Source organism: bacterium (genome assembly GCA_020440705.1).
Classification (GTDB): domain Bacteria; phylum Krumholzibacteriota; class Krumholzibacteriia; order LZORAL124-64-63; family LZORAL124-64-63; genus JAGRNP01.
This window is the reverse complement of record JAGRNP010000024.1, coordinates 20,601-44,708: the sequence shown is the minus strand read 5'-3', so window position 1 is coordinate 44,708 and position 24,108 is coordinate 20,601. Positions and strand designations below refer to the sequence as shown.

Genomic DNA, 24,108 nt, shown 5'->3' with positions numbered 1-24,108 from the left:
CGGCGGCGGTACGCCGGCGACGCCTACCGGGTGCTCGCCGCCTACAACGCCGGCCCCGAAGCCGCGGACCGCTGGGACCGCCAGCTCGGCGGCGACGCGCCGGCCGACATCTACCTGGCCTGGATCGGCTACCCGGAGACGCGGCGCTACGTGGAAAAGGTGTTGATCGACCGCGAGATCTACAGTGCAATCATCGGCGCGAATTACGGGCTGGACCCGCAAGCCGGAAACAACGAATAGGAGCACACCCATGGCCGGTGGCCTCATGGGGATCATCGAGAAGGTCTTCGGGAAGAAGAACCGCGACGTGGCCCGCCTGCAGCCCCTCGTCGACGCCATCAAGGCGCGGCGGGGCGACTACGAGAACCTGAGTGACGACGAGCTCCGTGCGAAGCGTGCGGAATTCGTGCGCCGTCACGCCGACGGCGAGAGCCTCGACGACCTGCTGCCCGAGGCCTACGGCGTCGTGTGGGAAGGTTGTCGCCGCCTCGCCGAGCGCCGCGAGACCTGGCTCGTCTGGGGCCAGGAGATGACCTGGGACATGGTGCCCTACGACGTGCAGCTCATGGGCGGCATCGTGCTGCACCAGGGCAAGATCGCCGAGATGGCCACGGGCGAGGGCAAGACCCTCGTCGCCATCGCGCCCCTGTACCTGAACAGCATCCCCGGCAAGGGCGCCCACCTCGTCACGGTGAACGACTACCTGGCCAAGCGCGACGCCCAGTGGATGGGCGGCGTGCTCGAGTTCCTCGGCTGCTCGGTGGGCTACATCCTCGGCCAGATGACGCCCGAGGAGCGGCGCGCGGCCTACGCCTGCGACGTGACCTACGGCACCAACAACGAATTCGGCTTCGACTACCTGCGCGACAACATGGTCGTGCACGCCGAGCACCTCGTGCACCGCGAGTTCCACTTCGCCATCGTCGACGAGGTCGACTCGGTGCTCATCGACGAGGCCCGCACCCCCCTGATCATCTCCGGCGCCGTGGACAAGTCGACCCACCAGTTCACCGAGCTGAACCCGCGGGTGAACAACCTCGTGCGCCAGCAGATGAAGATGGTCAACGACTGGCTGAGCGACGCCGAACGGGCCCTGCGGCCCGCCCTGCAGGGCGACGACGTGGCCATCGACGACGAGACGGCCCTGAAGCTGCTGCGCATCAGCCGCGGCGGTCCGAAGAACCCGCGTTTCCGCAAGCTGGCCCAGATCCCGGGCGTCCTCGAGCGCGTCCAGAAGACCCACGAGGCCTACATGCGCGACAAGGCCATGTGGGAGGCCGACGCCGACCTGCTCTACGTGGTCGAGGAGAAGAACAACCAGGTCGACATGACCGAGAAGGGACGGGAGGTCTTCGCCCAGGCCGAGCCCGACTTCTTCGTCCTGCCGGACCTGGCCGAGGGCGCCGGGGCCATCGATGCCGATCCCGACCTCGACGCCGGCGCCAAGGCGAAGCAGCTCGCCGCCCTCGAGCAGGCCTACGCCCAGAAGAACGAGCGCATCAGCAACGTCGACCAGCTGCTGCGGGCCTACACCCTGTACGAGAAGGACGTCGAGTACGTGCTGCAGGAGGGCAAGGTCGTCATCGTCGACACCTTCACCGGCCGCCTGCAGCCCGGCCGGCGCTTCAGCGACGGCCTGCACCAGGCCCTCGAGGCCAAGGAAGGGGTCACGGTCCAGAAGGAGACCCAGACCCTGGCCACCGTCACGGTGCAGAACTTCTTCCGCAAGTACGAGAAGCTCGCCGGCATGACGGGCACCGCCGAGACCGAGGAGGCCGAGTTCAACGGCATCTACGAGCTCGACGTGGTGGTGATCCCCACCAACCGGCCCATCGCCCGGCACGACCAGGACGACCTCATCTACAAGACGAAGAAGGAGAAGTACAAGGCGATCCGGGACGAGGTGATCCGGATGCACAGGCTCGGCCTGCCGGTGCTCGTGGGCACGACCACCGTCGAGGTGAGCGAGCTGCTCAGCCGCATGTTCAAGCTGGCCGGCATCAACCACAACGTGCTGAACGCCAAGCAGCACAAGCTGGAGGCCGAGATCGTGGCCGACGCCGGCCGCGTCGGCGCGGTGACCATCGCCACGAACATGGCCGGCCGCGGCACCGATATCAAGCTGGCGCCCGAGGTGAAGGAGCTCCCCGCGCGCTGGGCCGAAGACCCCGACCTCGACCCTTCCGATTACGAGGGGCAGAGCACGGGCCTCCAGATCGTCGGCACCGAGCGCCACGAGAGCCGGCGCATCGACCGCCAGCTGCGTGGCCGCGCCGGCCGCCAGGGCGATCCCGGCACCTCGATCTTCTTCCTGTCCCTCGAGGACGATCTCATGCGCCTGTTCAGTCCCGACCGCATCATCAAGGTGATGGACCGGCTGGGCGTGGAGGAGGGCGAGGTCATCACGCACTCGATGGTGACCAAGGCCATCGAGAAGGCCCAGGTGCGGGTCGAGACCCAGAACTACGAGATCCGCAAACACCTGCTCGAGTACGACGACGTGGTCAACAAGCAGCGCGAGGTCGTCTACGACATGCGCCGCGCCGCCCTGATGGGCGAGGAGCTCGGCGAGCAGTTCCGCGATTTCGTGGCGGGCGCCGTGCAGACCCTCGTCGGCGAGTGCGCCAACCGCACCGACGCGCCCGACTTCTGGGACATGGACGCCCTCGCGCGCCAGTACCAGGGGCTCGTGCTCGCGCCGCTTCCCCTCGACGAGCGGGAGCATCTGGAGATGGGTTTCGAGACCCTCGAGGAGAAGCTCACCGAGTTCGCCCTGGAGAAGTTCGCCGCCAAGGAGACCCGCCTGGGCACCGACCTGAGCGGGCAGCTGGCGAAGTTCGTGCTGATCCAGGTGCTGGACGACCACTGGCGCGACCACCTCAACGAACTGGTCATGCTGCGCAGCGGCATCGGGCTGCGCTCCTACGGCCAGCGTGATCCGCTCGTCGAGTACAAGGCCGAGAGCTTCCGCATGTTCGAGGCCCTGATGGAGAACATCGAGAAGTCGGCCGTGAACCTCTTCTTCCGGGCCGAGCTGGCCCCGCCGCCGGAGCAGCGCGCTCCGGCCGTCGAGGAGATGCAGACGCGCCACCAGGAGGTCTCGGCCTACGAGCAGGGCCCGGCGGCCCAGGGCCAGACCAACGCCCCGGACGCCCCCGCCCGGCGGCCCCAGGAGCGCGCGGAACCCAAGGTGGGGCGCAACGATCCCTGCCCCTGCGGCAGCGGCCGCAAGTTCAAGAAGTGCTGCGGCCAGGAGGGCTGAACCGGCGGTGCCCTTGCCTGGCGCGGGGGGCCGTGCTAGTTTGAGCGCGCACCGGGATCACCCCGGGACCGGCGCATCATCCCGGAAGATTCGGACGCCATGGACCACGACCACGACAAGATCAGGCACCTGCTCGTCACGCTGCTCGAGGCGCTGGCGGGGGACGGCGTGCCCGCGTCCTATGGCGCCTTCCAGGACAAGGTCCTCGCGGCCGGCCTGCAGGAGGACGACGTCCACGAACTGCTCGCCTGGCTGGAAGGGCAGGTTCTGCCCGGCGATCGCGACGGCTGGTCCGGCGATCCCGCGCCCGACGCGCCCTCGGCCAAGGCCTTCCGCTTCTTCGGCCCGGACGACGCGCGCTACCTGACGCCGGCGGCCATGGGCTACCTGGTCTCGCTGCTCAACGACCGGCAGATCGACCGGGGTGAGCTCGAGGCCCTGCTCACCTACGCGTCCTTCGTGGCCTACCGCCCCATGGACACGTTCGACCTCGAGCCCGTCATCGAGCAGGTGCTGTTCCGTCCGGGGCGTCCGGGCATGACCGGGGGCGCCTCCGAGGGCCACGAGAACATCCATTGAGCGCCGCCGCCGCCGGCGGACGCCACGCCCGAACCGGCCGCCGGATTCCCGGTTGCCGGGTTTTGCTTGAAAGGTATCGGACTTGAAACTGATCATCGTCGAATCCCCCGCCAAGGCCCGCACCATCTCCCGGTTCCTGGACGATTCCTACACCGTCACGTCCAGCTACGGCCACATCCGCGACCTCCCCGGATCGGCCAAGGAGATCCCGGCCAAGGTGAAGAAGGAACCCTGGTCGCGCCTCGGCGTGAATCCCGACGATGGCTACGCGCCGATCTATGTCGTCTCGAGCGACAGCCGCAAGCAGGTCGCCGAACTGAAGAAGCTCATGAAGTCGGCGGACGAGATCCTGCTCGCCACCGATGAGGACCGCGAGGGCGAGGCCATCAGCTGGCACCTGCTCGAGGTGCTGCAGCCGCAGGTGCCGGTGCGGCGCATCACCTTCCACGAGATCACCCGCGGCGCCATCCAGGAGGCCCTGGACAACCCGCGCGACGTCGACATGCAGTTGGTGCGGGCCCAGGAGGGCCGCCGCATCCTCGACCGGCTCTACGGCTACAGCCTCTCGCCGGTGCTCTGGAAGAAGGTCCGCACGAAGCTCTCGGCCGGGCGCGTCCAGAGCGTGGCGGTGCGGCTGGTGGTGGAGAAGGAGGAGGAGCGCCAGGCCTTCCGCGTCAGCAAGTACTGCGACATCGAGGCCCTGCTGCGCAGCGGTGAAACGGACTTCACGGCCCGTCTCGGCGAGATCGACGGCGTGAAGCTGGCCGGCAGCAAGGACTTCGATCCGGACACGGGCGAGCTGCGCAACGCCGACCGCCGCCACCACCTGGGCGACGCGGAGGCCGCGACCTTCGCCGCCGCGGCCGCCGCGCACGTGCCGTGGCGGGTGGCCGCCGTGACGCGCAAGGAGACCACCCAGCGGCCGTCGCCCCCGTTCACCACCTCGACCCTGCAGCAGGCGGCCAGCGGGCGTCTGCGCATGACGCCCCAGCGGGTGATGCGCATCGCCCAGCGGCTGTACGAGGGCATCGGCGGCTTCCGCGAGGGCCTGATCACCTACATGCGGACCGACTCGCTCACCCTCAGCGAGAAGTTCCTGGCCGAGACCGAGGTCCACGTGCGCGACGCCTTCGGCGAGACCTACACCGAGGGCCCACGCCGCTACAAGACCAAGAGCAAGGGCGCCCAGGAGGCCCACGAGGCCATCCGGCCCACCGACGTGAACCGCACCCCGGAGAAGGTCAAGGGACGCCTGGACGGGGACGAACTCGCGGTCTACACCCTGATCTGGAACCGGGCCGTCGCCAGCCAGATGGCCAACGCCAAGCTCGACAAGACCGCCGTCGACCTCGCGACCGAGGTCCCGGATGCGGCCGGCGCCACGCGTGAACTCGTGTTCCGCGCCAACGGTTCGGTGGTGCGGTTCCCCGGCTTCCTGCGGGTGTACGGCGATCGCGACCGCGATTCGCTGCTTCCCGATCTGTCCGAAGGCATGCTCATCGGCGGGCCCGAGGACACCGCCGATCCCCACGTCGCCGTGGTGAGCGTCGAGCCGCAGGCCCACGAGACCCAGCCGCCGGCGCGCTACACCGAGGCCAGCCTGATCAAGAAGCTCGAGGAGGAGGGGATCGGCCGGCCGTCGACCTACGCCTCGGTCATCGCCACGATCCAGTCGCGCGGCTACGTGGAGAAGAAGGGCAGCGCGCTGCTGCCGTCCTACATCGGCATCGCCGTGACCCATCTCCTGCGCGAGCACTTCAACAAGTACGTCGACCTCAAGTTCACCGCGAACATGGAGGAGGACCTCGATCGCATCGCCGCCGGCGACGTGGACTGGGTCTCGTTCCTGGACCGCTTCTACCGCGGCGGCGGCGCGGAGCCGGGACTCGAGCAGGACATCGCGGCCGAGCTCGAGAAGATCGACTTCCCCCGCATCGAGGTGGGGGCCGATCCGCAGACCGGCCATCCGATCGTGCTGCGCATCGGGCGCAACTACGTCTCCGTGCAGGTCGAAGGCGTCGACGACCGCCGGGCCACGGTGCCGGTCGACATGCTCGTCGACGAGTTGACCCCCGAGAAGGCGCTCGAACTGATCACCCTGCGCGACAAGTCGCGCGAGCCCATCGGGCGGCACCCTGAGACGGGACAGAACATCTACGCCCTGAGCGGTCCCTACGGGCCCTATCTGCAGCTCGGCGAGCAGGACGGCGACAAGAAGCCCAAGCGCATCGGCCTCGGGCGCAAAACCGATCCGACGACCATCGACCTCGACTATGCCCTGCGCCTGCTCACCCTGCCGCGGGAGATCGGCGTCGACCCCGAGTCGGGCAAGAAGGTGAAGGCCGGTCTCGGCCCCTACGGCCCGTACGTCCACTGCCCGCCCACCTACGCCAGCGTCGAGAACATCGACACGCTGTTCAGCATCGGCCTCGCGGAGGCCCTCGACCGCATCCGGAACAAGAACCGCAAGCCGGTGCTGAAGGACCTCGGCGCCCACCCGGAGACGGGCGAGCCCCTCGCCGTGTACAAGGGCCGCTACGGCCCCTACGTGTCGGACGGCACCGTGAACGCCACCATCGGCCGCGACCGCGATCCCGAGGAGGTCACCCTCGAGGAGGCGTTGACCCTGCTCAAGGAGGCCGCGGCACGTGGCCCCTCGCGGCGCAAGGCGGGGAAGAAGAAGGCCGTCGGCAAGAAGACGTCCAGGAAGACGGCCAAGAAGCCGGCCACGAAGAAGAAGGCCGCCGGGAAGAAGGCGACCGCCAAGAAGAAGACCGCCGAGAAGAAGACGACCCAGAAGGCCACGACGAAGAAGAAGGTGGCGAAGAAGACGTCCGGCCGGTCTTCCGGCGGGGCCTCCGGCGATCCCGCGCCTTCCGGCGACGCATGACGGGCCCGACGCCCCGCGTGACGGTCGTGGGGGGCGGCCTGGCCGGCTGCGAGGCGGCCCTGCAGTTGGCCCGGCTCGGGGTTCCGGTCGAACTGGTCGAGATGCGGCCCGCGCGCCCGACCCCGGCCCACGACGGCGACGCCCTCGCCCAGATCGTCTGCAGCAACTCCCTGAAGAGCACGGCCCCGGGCACCGCGTCGGGGCTGTTGAAGGACGAGCTCGACCTGCTCGGCTGCCGCCTGCTGGCCCTGGCCCGCACCTGCGCCGTGCCCGCCGGCAGCGCCCTCGCCGTGGACAAGGCGCTGTTCTCGGCGGCGGTGGCCGACGCCCTGGCCGGCGAACCCCTCGTCACCGTCTCGCGCCGCGAGACCACGGAGCTCACGCCCCGCCCCGACCATCTCTGGCTCGTCGCCACCGGCCCCCTCACCTCGGACGACCTGGTCGCCGCGCTGGGGGAAATCACCGGGCGTCCCGGCCTGCACTTCTTCGACGCCATCGCCCCGACGGTGACGGCCGAGTCCCTCGACCTGGACATCCTGTACCGCGCCGCCCGCTACGGCAAGGGGGAGGACGACTACCTCAACGCGCCCCTGGACCGCGCCGCCTACGAAGCGCTGCACGCCGACCTGCTGGCCGCCGAGAAGGCCGCGGTGCACGACTTCGACCGGGCATTCCTCTTCGACGGGTGCCAGCCCATCGAGGAGATCGCCGCTTCCGGGCCCCAGAGCATGGCCTTCGGTCCGCTGCGCCCGGTGGGCCTGATCGATCCCCGCACCGGCCGCCGGCCCCACGCCGTGGTGCAGCTGCGGCAGGAGAACGTGGAGGGCACGCTGTACGGCCTGGTCGGTTTCCAGACCCGCCTGAAGTTCCCCGAGCAGAAGCGCGTCTTCCGCCGGATCCCCGGTCTGGCCGACGCCGAGTTCGTCCGCTACGGACAGCTGCATCGCAACTTCTTCCTCGACACGCCGCGCTGCTGCGCGGACGACTTCAGCCTCGTGGGGCGGCGCGACGTCTTCGTCGCCGGCCAGATCACGGGCGTCGAGGGCTACGTCGAGTCGATCGCCTCGGGCCTGCACACCGCGTGGCAGGCCGCCGCGCGCCTGGCCGGCGTGACGCTGCCCGCCCTGCCCGCGGCGAGCATGCTCGGTGCGCTCCTGCACGGCTTCCTCTTCGACACCACCACCGCCCGCCTGTCGCCCATGAACGCCAACTTCGGCATCGTGCCCGACCTCGCCGAGCCCGTCCGCGGCAAACGCGACCGCAAGCTGGCCAAGGCCGCCCGCGCCCGCGACGCCCTGGCCGCCTGGCGCGACGAACCGCCGGTGGGTCGGCTGCTCGGCGGCTGAGCCGGACCGCCTTGCCGCGTCCGGCCCGCGGTGGTAACTTCGCGGGGAGCCGAGGACACGGACGTCCCTTCCGAAAGTGGCCGACATGGCGGCGGACCAGCCCCACAACCGACCGGATCCCCTGCAGCCCTTCCTGGCCTACCTGCGGCACGAGCGCGGCATGAGCCCGCGCACGGTCGAGGCCTACGGCCGCGACGTGCGGGCCTTCCTGGCCACGGCGGTGGCCTTCGGGGTGCTGGCCGACCCGCCGGAGGCGGCCCAGTGGTCGCGCCTGGCGGGCCAGCGGGCCCTGATCCGCGGGCACCTGGCCCAGATGCGCCGGGCCGAGCGGCGGCTGACCACCGTCGACCGCAACCTCGCCGGCATCCGCGCGTTCTACCGCTGGCTCCAGACCACCGGCGTGCTGGAGAAGGTGCCCGGCAACCTCGGCACCGGCCGCGGCGGCCGCGAGCGGCGCCTGCCGCGCGACCTGAACGTGGAACTGGCCACGGCGCTCATCGAGAGCCCGGATCCCGCCACGGCCCGGGGCCGGCGCGACCGGGCCATCCTCGAACTCATCTACGGCCTGGGTCTGCGGCTCGCCGAGCTGACGGGCCTGGACCTCGGCGACCTCGACTTTCCCGGCGGGCGGGTGAAGGTCCTGGGCAAGGGGAACAAGGAGCGCGTGCTCCCCCTGGGCGGCTGCGCGGAGCGGGCCCTGTCCGCGCACCTGGCCGAGCGGCTCGACCCGGGCACCTGGCGCGACGTGCGCGACGGCGCCGTGCGCGGCGACGCGGCCCGGCTGCCCGTCTTCGAGGGCCGGCCCGGCCGCCGCATCGCGCGGCGCACGGTCCAGGACCGGGTGTCCCGCTACGCCACGGAACTGGCCGGCACCGCGGGCGTTTCGCCGCACACGCTGCGGCACAGCTTCGCCACGCACCTGCTCGACGGGGGGGCGGGCATCCGGGTGGTGCAGGAACTGCTCGGTCACCAGAATCTTTCGACCACCCAGGTGTATACCCACCTGGGTCGCGGGCGGCTGCGCGAGGTTTTCGACGCGGCCCACCCGCGGGCCGGACGGCGAAGCGCGGAAGCGCCTCCCGGCCGCGAGCCCGATGACGATCCCCGGACCTGAGGGAGAACCGATCATGAGACTCAGAGCGACGACCGTGCTGGCGGTCCTCAAGGACGGCCGCGGCGCCATCGGCAGCGACGGCCAGGTGACCCTGGGCCACACGGCGGTCAAGCACGGGGCGGTGAAGGTGCGGCGCATCTTCGGCGGCCAGGTGCTGGCCGGCTTCGCCGGCGGTGCGGCCGACGCCTTCAGCCTCTTCGAGAAGTTCGAGGGCCACCTCGAGCGCTACCGCGGACACCTCAAGCGGGCCACCGTCGAGATGGCCCGCGAGTGGCGCAGCGACCGCATCCTGCGGCGCCTCGAGGCCATGATGGTGGTCATGGACAAGGACGACATCTTCGTGGTCTCGGGCAACGGCGACGTCATCCGGAGCGACGACGAGGTGACGGCCATCGGCTCCGGCGGGCCCTACGCCCTCGCCGCGGCGCGCGCCCTCGTGGCCCACTCCGAGCTGGACGCTCCGACCATCTGCCGCCGCGGCCTCGAGATCGCCGGCGGCATCTGCATCTACACCAACACGAACATCACGGTGCTCGAACTGGGCGAGGCCGGAGAGGACGCCTGATGGAGATCAAGCAGCTCCACACCGAGACCATGTGGTCGTGCGCCGAGATCGTCGCCATGCTCGACCGCTACATCATCGGCCAGGACGAGGCCAAGAAGGCCGTCGCCATCGCCCTGCGCAACCGCTGGCGCCGCATGCAGCTGCCCGACGAAATGCGCCGCGAGGTCGTGCCCAACAACATCATCCTCATCGGCCCGACCGGCGTGGGGAAGACCGAGATCGCGCGCCGCCTGTCGCAGCTGGCCGATCTGCCGTTCCTCAAGGTCGAAGCCACCAAGTTCACCGAGAAGGGCTACGTGGGCCGCGATGTCGACGCCATGGTGCGCGACCTGGTGGAGAACGCCATCGCCCTGGTGCGGCGACGGGCCGAGGAACGGTTCACCGGCGACATCGACGCCGCGGTGGAGAACCGTCTCGTGGACAGCCTCTTCCCGCCCCTGGCGGGCATGAGCGACGATCCGGAGCGCCTCGCGCGCTGGGAGCGCAGCCGGGAGAAGATCCGCAAGCAGCTGCGCGAGGGCGTGCTCGACGACAAGGACGTCTCGGTGACCACCGAGACATCCAAGGTCCCCATCGCCAACATCTTCACCTCCGCGGGCGAGGAGTTCGACGCCTCCTTCGGCGAAAGCCTGAAGAACATGTTCCCCAAGGAGCGCACCGAGAAGAAGATGTCGGTGGCCAAGGCCCGCCGGCATCTGCGCGAGCAGGAGGCCGAGTCGCGACTGGACATGGACCAGATCGTCGCCGAGGCCATCGAGCTGGTGGAGAACGGCGGCATCGTCTTCCTCGACGAGATCGACAAGATCGCCGGGGGCCGGGGCGGGGGAGGCGGCGGGCCCGACGTCAGCCGCGAGGGCGTCCAGCGCGACCTGCTGCCCATCGTCGAGGGGGCGGCTGTCAGCACCAAGTACGGGCCGGTGAAGACCGACCACGTCCTCTTCCTGGCCGCCGGCGCCTTCCACATGAGCAAACCGAGCGACCTGATCCCCGAGCTGCAGGGCCGTTTCCCGATCCGCGTCGAGCTGCAGAGCCTCAGCGAGGACGATTTCGTGCGCATCCTGCGCGACACCGAAGGCAGCCTGATCCGCCAGTACGAGGCCCTGCTGGGAGTCGACGGCTGCGACGTGACCTTCACCGACGACGCCCTGGCCGAGCTGGCCCATCTCGCCGCCGAACTGAACAAGCGCCTGGAGAACATCGGCGCCCGGCGGCTGCAGACCATCATGGCCCAGCTGCTGGACGATCTCATGTTCGACGTGCCCGACCCGGCGCGGACCTCCTTCACCGTGGACAGGGCCTTCGTCAACGAGCGCCTGGCCGCGATCATCCGGGACGAGGACCTGTCCCGGTACATCCTGTAGCCGTGGCGCGCGGCCTGCGGCTCCCGTCCGGTGCGGTCCTGTACCCGTTCCTGCTGGCCCTGCTGCCGGCGGTGCACTTCTACGAGGCCAACTTCCGCATCGTGCCCTTCGGCGATCTCGTGCGGCCCGCCCTGCTCGGCTGGGTGGTCGTGGCCCTGGTGCTGGCGCTCGGCCGGCTGGCGTGGCGCGACACGCCCACCGCCGCCGCGGTCACCGCGCCGCTGCTGGCGGTGATCTTCGAGGGGGCCGACATGGGGCCCTGGGTAAGCCTGCTGGCGCTGGTCGCCGCCGTCGTGCTGGGTGTCCTGCTGCGCCGACGGCCGGCCGCCTGGCCCCGCCTCGCGGTGCGTCCCCTCGACGCGGCCGTCCTGGTGCTCGTGCTCCTGCCGCTGGTGGGGGCGGGCCTGGCGGCGCGCCGCGACACGCCGCCGGAAACGAGTGACCTCTTCGCGGCCGACGTGCCCATGCCCGAGGCCGCGGCGGTGGAGCGGCGGCCCGACATCTATTTCCTCCTCGTCGACGGCCTGGGCCAACCGGCGTTCGTCGAGGAGAACTTCCCCGTGCGGCCGTCCGAGTACAGCCTGCCCCTGGCGCGGCGCGGATTCACGGTGCTCCGCCACAGCACCGCCAACTACCCCCAGACGGCGCTCTCCACGGCCGCGACCCTCAACCTGGGCCTGCTCGACGACCTCCTGGAGATTCCGGCGCCCGAGTCGCGCGACCGGCATGCCCTGGCCGACCTCATCGCGGGCTCGCGGGCCGTGCGCGCCCTGCAGGACGTGGGCTATGCGGTCGTGACCTATCCCTCCGGCTATCCGCTGACCCGCCTAGACGGTGCCGACGCCCGGCGGCGCCCGCTGCTGAACCCGACCTTCGTGGAGTACTACCTGCTCGAGGACGGCTTCCTGCCCCTGCTGCTGCCGCTCCTGGGCCGGGGCCCCGCCGACGTCTCCTTCGCCCTGCGTCGCGGCCGCCTGGACTTCATCTTCGACGACCTCCCGCAGGCCCGGCAGGGCCTGGCCACGGACACGCCCGCCTTCGTCTTCGCCCACATCCTCGCGCCCCACCCGCCGTTCGTCTTCGACCGGCAGGGTGGGCCGGCGCCCTCGCGCAGCCCGTTCGCGTTCGCCGACGGCGACCACTGGCTGAACCTGCACGGCCCCGACGACACCTCCTACCGGCGCCGCTACGCCGACCAGGCCGTCTGGGTCATGCACCGCCTGGCCGGCGCCATCGACGCCATCACCGCCGACACCACGCGCGAGCACGTGATCATCGTGCAGGGCGACCACGGCCCGGGCTCGGGCCTCCGGTGGGAGCAGCCCCTGGAGACCGACCACGACGAGCGCTTCGGCATCTTCAACGCCTGGTTCGTGCCGGCGGGCACCGAGGTGGGGCTGTACGAGGGCATGACGGCGGTGAACACCTTCCCGGTGCTCTTCAACGCCCTGTTCGGCACCCGGATCGCCCTGCAGCCGGACGACCACTGGTTCGCCCGCATGAGCCAGCCCTACATCTTCTTTCCGGTGGGCCGCTGAAGCCGAGTTTCGGGGTGGACTCCCGCGCCGGATGCTTTACTTTTGCGGGGCACAACGACCCGGACCCGCCCCGGCGGGCCCCGTATCGGCACACCCCTTTTCCGTGGAGGACCGCCGTGCTTTCGAAGAAGGATTTCCTGGCGATCGACGACTTCAGTCTCGCCGAACTGCGGGGCATCCTGGACCTGGCCCGGGAGCAGAAGCCCCTCGCGCGCAGCCACCAGCTGCCCCACAGCCATCCGAACCGCACCCTGGCCTGCGTCTTCGCCAAGCCCAGCCTGCGCACCCGGATCAGCTTCGAGGTCGGCTTCCGGCAGCTCGGCGGCAACACCCTGTTCATCACCGACAAGGAGATCGGCATGGGCACGCGCGAGTCGGTGCACGACGTCGCCGAGGTGCTGAGCCGCTTCGTGGACGGCATCATGATCCGCTGGTTCGACCACCAGGAAGTCGTCGACCTGGCGCGTCACGCCACCGTGCCGGTGATCAACGGCCTGACCAACCTGAGCCACCCCTGCCAGGTCATGGCCGACATCATGACCATCGAGGAGCACCTCGGCACCATCGAGGGCAGGAACGTGGTCATGGTCGGCGACGGGAACAACCTCGCCAACAGCTGGTTGAACGCGTCGATCGTCTTCCCCTTCAACTTCATCCTGGCCTGCCCCGAGGGGTACCTGCCGGACGAGGGGATCGTGCGGAAGGCCGAGGCGGCCGGCGCCTCGTTCATGATCACCCACGATCCGCAGGAGGCCGTGGAGGGCGCCCACGTCATCTACAGCGACGCCTTCTACAGCATGGGGCAGGAGGAGGAGGCGGTGCAGCGCCGCAAGGACTTCGCGCCCTTCCAGATCAGCAGCGAACTGCTCGCGGCCGCCGACGAGAAGCACATCGTGCTGCACTGCCTGCCGGCGCACCGGGGCGAGGAGATCACCGACGAGGTCATGGACGGCCCGCACTCGGTCGTCTTCGACGAGGCCGAGAACCGGATGCACGCCCAGCGCGCCATCCTGGCCGGCCTCATCAGGTAGGAGACCGCCATCGGCACGCACCGCAACCAGCCGCCCGTCCGCCGCGCCGCGGCCCGGATCCCGTTCCGGGCCGCGGGTGCGGTGGCCGGCGTCTGGGCGGTGGCGCTGCTGCTGAACGCCTGCGCCGTCGTCGAGCCGCCGCCGGGCGGCCCCGAGGACAAGGTCCGGCCCCACCTCGAGTTCATGATCCCCGATTCGGCGGCGACGGGACTGGGCGGGATCTCGGAGCTCAACCTGACGTTCTCGGAGAAGATGGACCGGGTCGACGCCGTCACCTGGCTGCACTTCTTCCCGGACCAGCGCATCCGCTCCACGAAATGGCACGGCGCCACCCGGGCCGAGATCCGGCTCGAGGAGCCCCTGCCGCCCGACACGGTGATCGTGGTCGAGGTGGCCGGCGGCATGAAGGACGCCCACAAGGTCGCCAACCGGCGCAGCCGGCGCTATCCCATCGCGACGGGCGACAGCATCCCGGGCGGACGCATCTCCGGCGTGCTCGTCATGGCCGACAGCGCGGTCTCCAACGGCGTGCTCGAGCTCTTCGCCGTGCCCCCGGACACCCTCGAGTACTTCGAGCAGCCGCTGTTGCGGCGCACCGTCACCGATCGCACCGGCGCCTACACCTTCGACTGGCTGCCCGTCCCGGGGGGCCCGTACCTGGTGCGGGCCTTCGCCGACGACGACGGCAACCTGCGCCCCGGCGACAACGAGGCCCAGCGCCTGCTGCCGGACACCCTGCGCCTCGACCCGAGCGCGGCCCGGGCGGTGGCGGGGGTCACCACCCTGTACCCGCCGAAGACGCCGGGGCGCCTGCGCCTGGCGCCCTTCGCGCCGCGCCCGGGGCAGGGGCGCTCCATGGCCTGGACCATGCACGTGGGCGAGGAGGACACCGGCTGGGTGCCGACCCCGACCCCCGATGCCAACTTCGCCCGGCTGACGCCGGACACCACCAGCACGGTCCGGGACGTGCAGCCGGGGAGCAACCGGCTGGTCGTCTTCGTCGACCTCGACGCCGACTCCACCTTCAGCGGCGTGCCGGCGGCCCTGGCCGGGGTCGCCGCCGACTCGGCCGCCCTGGCCCGCGGCGACAGCGTGCCGACCCACTTCCTCGAGCCCTGGCTCATGGTCGAGGGCATCACGGTCGCACCCGGGCTGCCGACCGACGTGGTCGTTCCGGACGGGCCGTACAGCCTGACTCCGTGGACGCCGCCCCCGCCGCCCGCCCTGCCCGACAGCCTGGGCGCGACCGATTCCACCATCGCCGGCCGGGCCGATTCGCTGCAGAGCCCGCCCCCGCCGGCCGACGAGGAGTAGTTCCATGACCGGACCGGCCTGGCGCCTGCCGTTCACCAAGATGCACGGGGCGGGCAACGACTTCGTCTTCCTCGACCACCGCGAACTGCCCGCGGGCTGGCAGGCCACCCGGGAGGTCGTGGCCTTCCTCTGCGACCGGCGCCTCGGCGTGGGGGCCGACGGTCTGATCGTGGTGGGGCCGGGCCGCGCCGGCGAGACCGACTTCCGCATGACCTACTACAACGCCGACGGCGGCGAGGCCGAGATGTGCGGCAACGGCGCCCGCTGCACCGTCGCCTTCGCCCGGGCCCGCGGGCTGTGCGGCGAGGAGTGCCGCTTCGACACCTTCAGCGGCGTGTTGTCGGGGCGGGTGCACGGGCCGGAGGACATCGCCGTCACCCTGCCCGCCTGGAAGGATCTCGACCTGGCCGTCGAACTGCCGGACAGCCCCTTCGCCGCGCACTACGCCTGCAACACGGGCGTGCCCCACCTGGTGATCCCCGTCGACGACATCGAGGATTTCGACCTGCGCCGCTGGGGCGCGGCCCTCCGCCACCACGACCGGTTCGCCCCCGCCGGCACCAACGTCAACTGGGTGCAGCGGGACCCGGCGAGCGGCGAGTTCCTGCTGCGGACCTACGAGCGCGGCGTCGAGGACGAGACCCTGGCCTGCGGCACTGGCGCATCGGCCACGGCGGTGGTACTGTCGCGTCTCGGACAGGCCGGCAATCCGGTGGCCGTCCGCACCCGCGGCGGCGACCTGCTGCGCATCACCGTCGGCGGGGACGACCGCCGGCTCGAGCTCCGCGGCCCGGCGGTGACGAGCTTCACCGGCGAGATCGCGACCGCCCACCCGCGCAAGGAGTCGACGACATGAGCAAGAAGACCTGGGAGATGCCCGACGGCGTCTACACGGCCCTGGTCACCCCGTTCGCCGGTGACCAGGTCGACCGCAAGGCGTGGGAGCGCCTGGTGCAGCGCCAGATCGACGGCGGCGTGGCCGGCATCGTGCCCGTGGGCTGCACGGGCGAGGCGGCGGCGCTCACCACCGACGAGAAGGAATGGCTGGTCCGCGCGGCCGTCGAGATGTGCCGCGGCAAGTGCGCCGTCGTGGCGGGTGCGGGGTCCAATTCGACCGCCGTCACCGTCGACCTGACGCGCAAGGCGAAGGAGTGGGGGGCCGACGCGGCCATGCTCATCTCGCCGTACTACAACAAGCCGCAGCAGCAGGGCCTGCTCGCCCACTACCGCGAGGTCGCCCGCAAGGTCGACATCCCGCTGGTGCTCTACAACGTGCCGGGCCGCACGGCCGTGAACATCCTGCCCGAGACCGCGGCCCAGCTCTCGGCCGAGCCGAACATCGTGGCCCTGAAGGAAGCCAGCGCGAACCTGCCCCAGATCGAGGAGGCCATCGCGCGTTGCGACCTGAAGGTGTTCTCGGGCGACGACGGCCTGAACTTCAACATCTTCGGCCTCGGTGCCCACGGCGCCATCAGCGTCGTCAGCAACCTGCTGCCGGGCGCCATGACCCGCTTCTGGAAGGCCTGGGCCGCCGGCGACATCAACGCGGCCTGGCCCATGGCGCGGGCTTTCGACCCCATCACCAACGCCTGCTTCGTGGAGACCAACCCGGTCCCGGTGAAGGAGCTCCTCAGCCTCGCCGGGGTGTGCAAACGCGATCCGCGCCTTCCGCTGGTGACCGTTTCCGAGCAGAGCCTGACCTTCCTGGTGCAGTTCTACGAGAGCACGCTGGCCGACCTCATGGCCCGGGACGTCGAGGGCGCCTCGTGATCGCGGTCGCGGTCCACGGCGCCGAGGGGCGCATGGGGCGCCTGCTGACCGACCTGGTCGACGGGGCGGACGATGCCGAGCTGGTGGGCCTGGTCACCGAGCCGGGCCGGTCGGCGGCTGCGGGCGACTTCCATCCGCGCCTGCCCCTCATGGGCCAGGACCGCATGGCCGACGCGCTCCCTGCCGGGTGCGTCGTCATCGACTTCAGCCTCGCGCCGGCCCTCGACGGCCTGCTGCAGGCCGGACGCAGGCTGGGTGCCGGCCTCGTCATCGGCACCACGGGTTTCACCGCCGCCCAGGAGGAGGCGCTGGGTGCCTACGCCGCCGACTTCCCCGTGGTGCGCGCGGCCAACTTCAGCATCGGGATCCCGACCCTGCAGATGCTGCTGCAACTCCTGGCCCGCACCCTGCCGGGCGAGTTCGACGCGGAGCAGGTCGAGGTGCACCATGTGACCAAGCTCGACAAGCCGAGCGGCACGGCGGCCCATCTGGCGGGCGTCTGGCGCGCGGCGCGGGGCGGGGCCGAGGTGCCCACCCACAGCCAGCGGCTCGGCGGGGTCATCGGCGAGCACACCTGGACCTTCAGCGACCAGGAGGAAACCCTGGTCGTCACCCACCGGGCCCACTCGCGGCGGGCCTTCCTGCGGGGCGTCCTGCCGGCGGTGCGGTTCGTGGCCGGGGCCCGGCCCGGACTGTACAACCTGACCGATGTGCTGAAGGGACTGGGCGCGGCGGGGTGAGTCGGTCGCCGTCGCTGCGGGGCAGGGGTGCCGGGCGGGGACGCCCGGGCTCGTCTCCGGGACAGCATGATGGCTTCCGGAACGCACCGTGGCTTCCGGACGACACAGTGGCTTCCGGACGACACTCTGGATTCCGGAAGACACGCTGGATTCCGGAAGATACACTGGATTCCGGCAGATACGACAAGAGGGTCCTCGCTGGAGGACCCTTCCTGTTGCCGTAGGGGCGGGAACTACTTCGCGGCGGCGGCAGCCATGCGCGCCTTCAGGCGCGAGGCGCGGCTCCTGGGCATGAGGCCCTTGCGCGCCTGGGAGTCGATCAGGCTGTACATGGAGGAAACGGCTTCGGCCTTGTCCTCGGCACTCATCTGCTCGACATTGGTGCGGTAGTTCTTGATCCTGGAGCGCATCATGGCCCGGTTCTGACGGTTGCGCTCGTTGCGCTTCTTGGCCGTGATCAGGCGCTTCTTGCAACTTTTGTGATGGGGCACGTCCCAAACCTCCGTTAGAGTTTCACAGGCGGGGCAATTTAACAGCCATCCGGATGGATGTCAAGGACGACCAGCACCATGAGCGACGACGCAAAACGTGACGACACACCGGCTAAGCCGGAGGACGACGGCCGCGGGACGGATCCGGCCGCCGCCGCGCGCGCGGCCGTGGCCGACAAGCTGGGCCTGCTGCCGGAGGCGCCCGGCGTCTACCTCCACAAGAACCGCGACGGCAAGGTCATCTACGTGGGCAAGGCGGTGCGCCTGAACCAGCGGGTGCGCTCGTATTTCCAGGCCGGCGGCGAAAAGGACGGCAAAACGGCCGCTCTGGTGCGCCGGATCCGCGATTTCGACTGGATCGTGACCGATTCGGACGCCGACGCCCTCGTGCTCGAGAACCAGCTCATCAAGGAATATCGGCCGCTCTACAACGTCCGGCTGAAGGACGACAAGGCCTATCCCTACCTGCGGATCACCCTGCAGGAGCCCTTCCCGCGGGTCGAGGTCGTGCGGCGCCTCGACCAGGACGGCGCCCGCTACTTCGGCCCCTTCACCGACGTGCGGGCCATGCGGGAGACCCTGAAGTTCGCCGCCGGGACCTTCCAGGTGCGCACCTGCCACCTCGACCTGCCCGGGCAGACCGTCGATCGGCCCTGCCTGGACTACCAGATCGGGCGCTGCAGCGCGCCGTGCGTGGACTACGATCCGCGCGAGTCGTACCGGGAGAAGGTGCGGCGCATGCTGCGCTTCCTCGGCGGGGCCGAGTCCGAGGTGGTCGACGAGCTGCGCCGCGAGATGGAGGAGCGCTCCGCGGCCCTCGACTTCGAGCACGCCGCCCGCCTGCGCGACCTCATCGCCAAACTCGACAAGACCACCAGCCGCAGCCGGCCCGTGGCCGGTCTCGCGGGCGACGCCGACCTGGTGGGGCTGGCCCGCGACGGCGAGACCGCATCGGGGGTGGTGCTGCGCGTGCGGGGGGGGCACATCCTGACCACGCACCACTTCCTGCTCACCGACAAGCTCGACCGCGACCTGCCCACGTTCATGGCGCAGCTCCTGCGGGAGTACTACCCGCGGGCGGGGGACATCCCGGCCGAGGTGCTGCTCGGCTCGCCGGTCGAGGATCCGGCGACCTGGCAGGAGTGGCTGTCCCGCCTGCGCGGCCGCCGGGTCGACCTCAGGATCCCGCGTCGCGGAGCCCGGCACGACGCGGTGGAGCTGGCCCGCACCAACGCGACCTTCAAGCTGCGCGAGGCGACGCTGCAGGAGCAGGTCCGCCACGCCGCGCGGGTCACGCCGGCGGACATCCAGCTCCAGGAGGCCCTCGACCTGCACACCGTGCCCGAGACCATCGAGTGCTTCGACATCTCGAACTTCCAGGGCAAGGAGACCGTCGCCTCGCTGGTCTTCTTCAAGGGCGGCAAACCGCTCAAGAGCCGCTACCGGCGCTTCCGCATCAGGACCGTCGCCGGCGTGGACGACTTCGCGAGCATGACCGAGGTGCTCACCCGCTACTACGGCAGGCTCATCGAGAAGGGGGAGCAGCCGGCGGACCTCGTGGTGGTCGACGGGGGCGTCGGGCAGCTCTCCATGGCGCGCAAGGTGCTGGCGGGGTACGGCCTGCACGCGACGCAGCTGATCGGCCTGGCCAAGCGCGAGGAGCTGATCCACAAGGAGGATCGCACCATCCGTCTGCCGCGCCGCAGCGAGGCCCTGAAGGTGCTCCAGCGGGTGCGGGACGAGGCGCACCGCTTCGCCATCACCTACCACCGCCTGCTGCGCGACAAGCGGACCACCCACAGCGAGCTCGACCTGATCCCGGGCATCGGACGCATCAAGAAGCTCAGCCTGCTGCACCGCTTCGGCTCGGTCGCCGAGATCCGGCGGGCGACGCCGGAAGAGCTCGCCGAGGTCCACGGCATCAACCGGCACGACGTGGTGGCCATCCGGGAGCACTTCGCGGCGCGCGACCGCAATGCCGCACCACCACCCCTCCCACCGGAGGAGACGTGATGGCCGGCGAAGCCCTCGCCGGGGCCTGGGACCTGGCCGTCGACGCCTTCCTGGCCCATTGCAGCGCCGAGAAGGGCCTGGCGGCGGCGAGCCTCGCGGCGGCCGAGCACGACCTGGCCCGGCTGCGGACCTTCGCCGTCGGGGCCGGGCGGGGGCCGGCCGCCGTTTCCGACGCCGACCTGCGCGACTTCCTGCTCGGCTGCGCCGACGACCTCGCCGCGAGCAGCCGCGCGCGCCTGCTGTCGACGCTGCGCTCGTTCTTCCGCTTCCATGCAGCCGAGGGCCTCGTCGACGGCGACCCCACCGCCACCATCGCCGCCCCCCGGCGCGGGCGGAAGCTGCCCGACGTCCTCGGCGTGGCCCAGGTGGAGCGGCTCATCGAGGGCGTCGACGGGAGCGAACCCGGCGACCTGCGCGACCGGGCCATCCTCGAGGTGCTCTACGGCTGCGGCTGCCGGGTGAGCGAGCTGTGCGGCCTCGACGTGACCGACCTCGACCGGGGCGAGGGCACCCTCATGCTGCGCGGCAAGGGCCGCAAGATGCGGCTGGTGCCCGTAGGCGCCCCGGCCCTCGCCGCCGTCCCCCGCTGGCTGGCCCCCGGCCGCCCCCGGCGGGCGGGCGCGCGGCCTACGGCAGCCCTGTTCCTCAACCGCCGCGGCGGTCGCTTCTCGCGCGTATCCGTGTGGAACCTGCTGAAACGGGCCGGCGCCGCGGCCGGTCTGCCCGACTCCGTCTCGCCCCACACCCTGCGCCACAGCTTCGCCACCCACCTCCTGGAGGGGGGCGCCGACCTGCGGGCGGTGCAGGAGCTGCTCGGGCACGCCGACATCTCGACCACCGAGATCTACACCCACATCGACCGGGGCTGGCTCGCCGACGCCTGGCGCGAGGCCCATCCGCGGGCCCGCTAGAGCCCCGCCGGGGCCGTTTCCGGCCCGGGACGGCGCGGCTTTGACATCGTCCGGGGCCGGTGGTACTGTTGGCCGATTGATTTCCCAGCGGGGCGCCGTCCGGGCGGCCCCGTGCGCGTATTCGTGGCGAAAGGCGGGCGCTGACCGTGAGTGCGGACAAGGCGGGCGGCAAGAAGATCATCCTCAGCGGCATGCGGCCCACCGGGCGCCTGCACTGGGGCAACTACACCGGCGCGCTGGAGAACTGGCAGCGCCTCCAGGACGACTACACCTGCCACTTCATGGTCGCCGACTGGCACGTGCTCACCACGGCCCTGGACAAGGCGGGGGAGATCCGCCACAACAGCCGCGAGATGTTCCTCGACTGGCTGGGGGCGGGCCTCGACCCCGAGGGCTCGATCCTCTTCATCCAGTCCGAGGTGAAGGAGCACGCCGAGCTCTACCTGATCCTGGCCATGATGATCAGCATGGGGCGTCTCGAGCGGAACCCGACCTTCAAGGAGCAGATCCGCGACCTGAACATGAGCGGCGAGATCAGCTACGGCCACCTGGGCTACCCGGTGCTGCAGGCCGCCGACATCATGGCCTACCGGGCCCACGCGGTCCCGGTGGGCGAGGACCAGCTGCCGCACCTCGAGCTCACCCGCGAGATCGCGCGGCGCTTCAACTTCCACTTCGGCGAGGTCTTCCCCGATCCGGAGTCGCTGATCACGAAGTTCGCGCGCTTCCCCGGCACCGACGGCAAGCGCATGAGCAAGTCCCTCGGCAACACCATCGAGATCTCCGCCACGCCGGACGAGATCCGCGCCAAGGTCAAGCCCGCCGTGACGGACCCGGCCCGGGTGCGGCGCAGCGATCCGGGCAACCCGGAGGTGTGCGCGGTCTACACCTGGTACCGCAAGTTCCTGCCCGCCGAGGCCGACGAGACCGCCGCCGAGTGCCGGAGCGCGGCCCGGGGCTGCGTCGACTGCAAGCTGAAGCTGGCCGATGGCGTCATCGCGCACTTCGCGCCGCTGCGCGAGAAGCGGGCCGACTTCGAGGCCCATCCGGACCGTCTGGACGAGATCATCGCCGCCGGGTGCGAACGCGCGCGGGCCGTGGCGCGGGAGACCATGGACCGGGTCCACGCCGCCATGGGCATCGGCTAGGACCGGCATGAAAGGCAACATGGAGCACACACCGGAGAACAGCACCCCGGCCGGGCAGGACGCCGCCGCGCCCGACGCGGGCGAGGTCCGCGAGGCCGTCGCCGCCGAGGTCGCGGCGCGGGCCGAACGACACCGCGCCGACGGCCCCGAATCGTGGAACCTCGAGAACCTGCCGCCCGAACTCGACTACTTCCGCAACAGCGAAGCCTACCAGGTCGAACTGACCGGCTTCCAGGGCCCCATGGACCTCCTGCTCTTCCTGATCGACAAGGAGCAGGTGGACATCTACGACATCCCCATCGCCCTGATCACCGAGCAGTTCATCCGGCACATCGAGGTCATGCACACCATCAGCCTGGACAAGGCCGGCGAGTTCATCGCCATGGCGGCGACCCTGATGGTGATCAAGATGAAGATGCTCATGCCGAGCCACCTGCCCGAGGACGAGGAGGAAGAGGAGGACCCGCGGGCCGAGCTGGTGCGCAAGCTCCTCGAGTACAAGCGGTTCAAGGAGGCGGCCGAGGCCCTGCAGCGCAAGGAGAGCGAGCGCCAGCAGTACCATCTGCGCCAGACGCGCTTCCCCTTCAGCGGCGAGCTCGACCTCGAACCGCGCCTGCGCATCGAGATGTTCGACCTGCTCAGCGCCCTGGCCGGCATCTTCGACCGCGTGCAGGCCAAGACCACCCACGACGTGGTGCGCGAGCCGTACACGGTCGAGGAGAAGATGTCGCTCATCGAGGAGAAGATCGGGGCCGGCGGCACCGTGCGCTTCGAGGAGCTCTTCTCCGACGACACCATCAAGATGGAGGTCATCGTGACCTTCATCGCCGTGCTGGAGATGGTCAAGCGGGGGCGGTTGCAGTTCATGCAGACGGAACCGCGCGGCCCGATCTGGATCCAGCACCCCGGCGTCGACGCGACCGACGTCGCCGACGACGAGGACGAGGGGGGCTTCGACCTGGGCGACGAGGACCACGTCGACGCGGCGGCCGGCCCGGCGGCCGGCTGGGATGACGACGACGACGAGGATCTCGAGGACGACGATTTCGACGCTGACTATGACGATGACTGCGACGATGACGACGACGATGACGAAGATGACGCAGACGACGATTTCGGGGACGAAGACGACGATGTCGACTTCGATGACGATGATTTCGACGCGGAGGATGACGAGGACGGATTCGCCGACGACGACTTCGACGACGACACGGGCGACGAGCCCCTTGCAGAACGGGAGACCGAATCTTGAAACGGGAACTCGAGGCGCTGCTGTTCGCCACCGACAGCCCCCTGACCCTGGCGCGCCTGAAGAAGATCTTTCCCGAGGCCGAGACCACCGAGCTGCGTGACGCGGTCGCCGCGCTGCAGGCGGAATACGACGAACACGACCACGCCTTCACGGTGATCGAGTTCGGCGGCGGCTTCCAGATCGCGACCAAGCCGGAATTCTCGCCCATCGTCGAGAAGATGCTCAAGACCCGCCGCTTCACGCGGCTGTCGAAAGCGGGTCTCGAGGTGCTGGCGATCATCGCCTACAAGCAGCCCCTGACGCGGATCGAGATCGACGACATCCGCGGGGTGAACAGCGCCGGCGCCATCAGCACGCTCACCGAGCGCAACCTGATCACGGTGGTCGGCCGCAGCCAGGCCGTGGGCAACCCGCTGCTCTACGGCACCACCCGCGAGTTCCTCAACCATCTCGGCCTGAAGGGCCTCGGGCAGCTGCCCGACCTGCCCGACCTCGAGCACGTCATGGACGACCGGGACGAGTTGAAGGAGTTCGCCTCGCGGGTCGGACGCGACGTGTCGGACGAGGAACTCGAGGACTACTTCGCCGCGCCCGAGGAAGGCGAGGCCGACCCGCTCGAGGAGTCGGCGGAGACGGAGACCGACGGGGACGCCGGGCCGGACGCGGAGTCCCGGGCCGACGACGAGGAGCCGGTGGCCGCGGACGCAGCCGACGCCGCGCCCGAATGCGAACCCGCCGACGACGCCGACGAGCAGCCCGCCCGCCGCGAGAGCGCCGAGTAGC

20 protein-coding genes are annotated in these 24,108 nt (G+C 70.4%); 19 read left to right on the top strand and 1 reads right to left on the bottom strand.

Features of this window, described 5'->3' with window-relative positions:
- The 14 genes from KDM41_05945 to dapB form a co-directional block, all read left to right on the top strand.
- On the top strand, positions 1-240 hold a 240-nt coding region (locus tag KDM41_05945), incomplete at its 5' end, for a hypothetical protein (protein MCB1182956.1).
- 10 nt (positions 241-250) lie between these two features.
- Complete coding sequence (gene secA / locus KDM41_05940; protein ID MCB1182955.1) at positions 251-3,262, top strand: preprotein translocase subunit SecA; 3,012 nt, start codon at positions 251-253, stop codon at positions 3,260-3,262.
- Positions 3,263-3,361: 99 nt separating this feature from the next.
- Positions 3,362-3,841, top strand: coding sequence for a DUF494 family protein (locus tag KDM41_05935; GenBank protein ID MCB1182954.1), 480 nt, complete (start codon positions 3,362-3,364; stop codon positions 3,839-3,841).
- Between the two features lie 82 nt (positions 3,842-3,923).
- Entirely contained in the window at positions 3,924-6,731 is a 2,808-nt protein-coding gene (topA, locus tag KDM41_05930; protein MCB1182953.1) for a type I DNA topoisomerase, read from the top strand.
- Complete coding sequence (gene trmFO / locus KDM41_05925) at positions 6,728-8,077, top strand: methylenetetrahydrofolate--tRNA-(uracil(54)-C(5))-methyltransferase (FADH(2)-oxidizing) TrmFO (GenBank protein MCB1182952.1); 1,350 nt, start codon at positions 6,728-6,730, stop codon at positions 8,075-8,077. Before topA ends, trmFO begins: the two co-directional genes overlap by 4 nt.
- A gap of 85 nt (positions 8,078-8,162) precedes the next feature.
- Entirely contained in the window at positions 8,163-9,191 is a 1,029-nt protein-coding gene (locus KDM41_05920; GenBank protein ID MCB1182951.1) for a tyrosine recombinase XerC, read from the top strand.
- Between the two features lie 13 nt (positions 9,192-9,204).
- Positions 9,205-9,756 carry an ATP-dependent protease subunit HslV gene (gene hslV, locus KDM41_05915; GenBank protein MCB1182950.1) on the top strand — a complete coding sequence of 184 codons (552 nt, stop codon included), beginning with the start codon at positions 9,205-9,207 and terminating at the stop codon, positions 9,754-9,756.
- Positions 9,756-11,117: an ATP-dependent protease ATPase subunit HslU gene (gene hslU / locus KDM41_05910; protein ID MCB1182949.1), complete on the top strand. Its 1,362-nt coding sequence runs from the start codon at positions 9,756-9,758 to the stop codon at positions 11,115-11,117. Before hslV ends, hslU begins: the two co-directional genes overlap by 1 nt.
- A 2-nt stretch (positions 11,118-11,119) precedes the next feature.
- A complete protein-coding gene (locus tag KDM41_05905) occupies positions 11,120-12,655 on the top strand; it encodes a hypothetical protein (protein MCB1182948.1) in 1,536 nt (511 codons plus the stop codon).
- A gap of 116 nt (positions 12,656-12,771) precedes the next feature.
- A complete protein-coding gene (gene argF, locus KDM41_05900; protein ID MCB1182947.1) occupies positions 12,772-13,686 on the top strand; it encodes an ornithine carbamoyltransferase in 915 nt (304 codons plus the stop codon).
- Positions 13,687-13,767: 81 nt separating this feature from the next.
- Positions 13,768-15,000, top strand: a complete 1,233-nt coding sequence (locus tag KDM41_05895) for an Ig-like domain-containing protein (GenBank protein MCB1182946.1) — start codon at positions 13,768-13,770, stop codon at positions 14,998-15,000.
- 4 nt (positions 15,001-15,004) lie between these two features.
- Positions 15,005-15,856: a diaminopimelate epimerase gene (locus tag KDM41_05890; GenBank protein MCB1182945.1), complete on the top strand. Its 852-nt coding sequence runs from the start codon at positions 15,005-15,007 to the stop codon at positions 15,854-15,856.
- A complete protein-coding gene (locus KDM41_05885) occupies positions 15,853-16,770 on the top strand; it encodes a 4-hydroxy-tetrahydrodipicolinate synthase (GenBank protein ID MCB1182944.1) in 918 nt (305 codons plus the stop codon). The genes KDM41_05890 and KDM41_05885 overlap by 4 nt, the downstream gene beginning before the upstream one ends.
- Positions 16,767-17,510, top strand: coding sequence for a 4-hydroxy-tetrahydrodipicolinate reductase (gene dapB, locus KDM41_05880; GenBank protein ID MCB1182943.1), 744 nt, complete (start codon positions 16,767-16,769; stop codon positions 17,508-17,510). Before KDM41_05885 ends, dapB begins: the two co-directional genes overlap by 4 nt.
- Positions 17,511-17,743: 233 nt before the next feature.
- On the opposite strand, the gene rpsT is transcribed toward dapB, so the two are convergent.
- Positions 17,744-18,001, bottom strand: a complete 258-nt coding sequence (rpsT, locus tag KDM41_05875) for a 30S ribosomal protein S20 (GenBank protein ID MCB1182942.1) — start codon at positions 17,999-18,001, stop codon at positions 17,744-17,746.
- A gap of 78 nt (positions 18,002-18,079) precedes the next feature.
- Between rpsT and uvrC the strand changes: the two genes are divergently transcribed.
- The 5 genes from uvrC to scpB all read left to right on the top strand — a co-directional run bounded on the left by uvrC (position 18,080) and on the right by scpB (position 24,107).
- On the top strand, positions 18,080-20,014 hold the full coding sequence (gene uvrC / locus KDM41_05870; GenBank protein MCB1182941.1) for an excinuclease ABC subunit UvrC: 1,935 nt from the start codon (positions 18,080-18,082) through the stop codon (positions 20,012-20,014).
- Complete coding sequence (locus tag KDM41_05865) at positions 20,014-20,925, top strand: site-specific tyrosine recombinase XerD (GenBank protein ID MCB1182940.1); 912 nt, start codon at positions 20,014-20,016, stop codon at positions 20,923-20,925. The genes uvrC and KDM41_05865 overlap by 1 nt, the downstream gene beginning before the upstream one ends.
- A gap of 191 nt (positions 20,926-21,116) precedes the next feature.
- Positions 21,117-22,073: a tryptophan--tRNA ligase gene (trpS, locus tag KDM41_05860; GenBank protein ID MCB1182939.1), complete on the top strand. Its 957-nt coding sequence runs from the start codon at positions 21,117-21,119 to the stop codon at positions 22,071-22,073.
- 7 nt (positions 22,074-22,080) lie between these two features.
- On the top strand, positions 22,081-23,325 hold the full coding sequence (locus KDM41_05855) for a segregation/condensation protein A (GenBank protein ID MCB1182938.1): 1,245 nt from the start codon (positions 22,081-22,083) through the stop codon (positions 23,323-23,325).
- On the top strand, positions 23,322-24,107 hold the full coding sequence (gene scpB, locus KDM41_05850; GenBank protein ID MCB1182937.1) for an SMC-Scp complex subunit ScpB: 786 nt from the start codon (positions 23,322-23,324) through the stop codon (positions 24,105-24,107). The genes KDM41_05855 and scpB overlap by 4 nt, the downstream gene beginning before the upstream one ends.
- Position 24,108: the final 1 nt, after the last annotated feature.

Bases quoted from the DNA above. Each gene is read 5' to 3' on its own strand.
- hslU (MCB1182949.1), top strand. From the start codon at position 9,756: ATGGAGATCAAGCAGCTCCACACCGAGACCATGTGGTCGTGCGCCGAG.
- KDM41_05890 (MCB1182945.1), top strand. From the start codon at position 15,005: ATGACCGGACCGGCCTGGCGCCTGCCGTTCACCAAGATGCACGGGGCG.
- KDM41_05885 (MCB1182944.1), top strand. From the start codon at position 15,853: ATGAGCAAGAAGACCTGGGAGATGCCCGACGGCGTCTACACGGCCCTG.
- KDM41_05865 (MCB1182940.1), top strand. From the start codon at position 20,014: ATGGCCGGCGAAGCCCTCGCCGGGGCCTGGGACCTGGCCGTCGACGCC.
- trmFO (MCB1182952.1), top strand. From the start codon at position 6,728: ATGACGGGCCCGACGCCCCGCGTGACGGTCGTGGGGGGCGGCCTGGCC.
- KDM41_05855 (MCB1182938.1), top strand. From the start codon at position 22,081: ATGAAAGGCAACATGGAGCACACACCGGAGAACAGCACCCCGGCCGGG.
- hslV (MCB1182950.1), top strand. From the start codon at position 9,205: ATGAGACTCAGAGCGACGACCGTGCTGGCGGTCCTCAAGGACGGCCGC.
- uvrC (MCB1182941.1), top strand. From the start codon at position 18,080: ATGAGCGACGACGCAAAACGTGACGACACACCGGCTAAGCCGGAGGAC.
- KDM41_05920 (MCB1182951.1), top strand. From the start codon at position 8,163: ATGGCGGCGGACCAGCCCCACAACCGACCGGATCCCCTGCAGCCCTTC.
- secA (MCB1182955.1), top strand. From the start codon at position 251: ATGGCCGGTGGCCTCATGGGGATCATCGAGAAGGTCTTCGGGAAGAAG.
- KDM41_05935 (MCB1182954.1), top strand. From the start codon at position 3,362: ATGGACCACGACCACGACAAGATCAGGCACCTGCTCGTCACGCTGCTC.
- trpS (MCB1182939.1), top strand. From the start codon at position 21,117: ATGCGGCCCACCGGGCGCCTGCACTGGGGCAACTACACCGGCGCGCTG.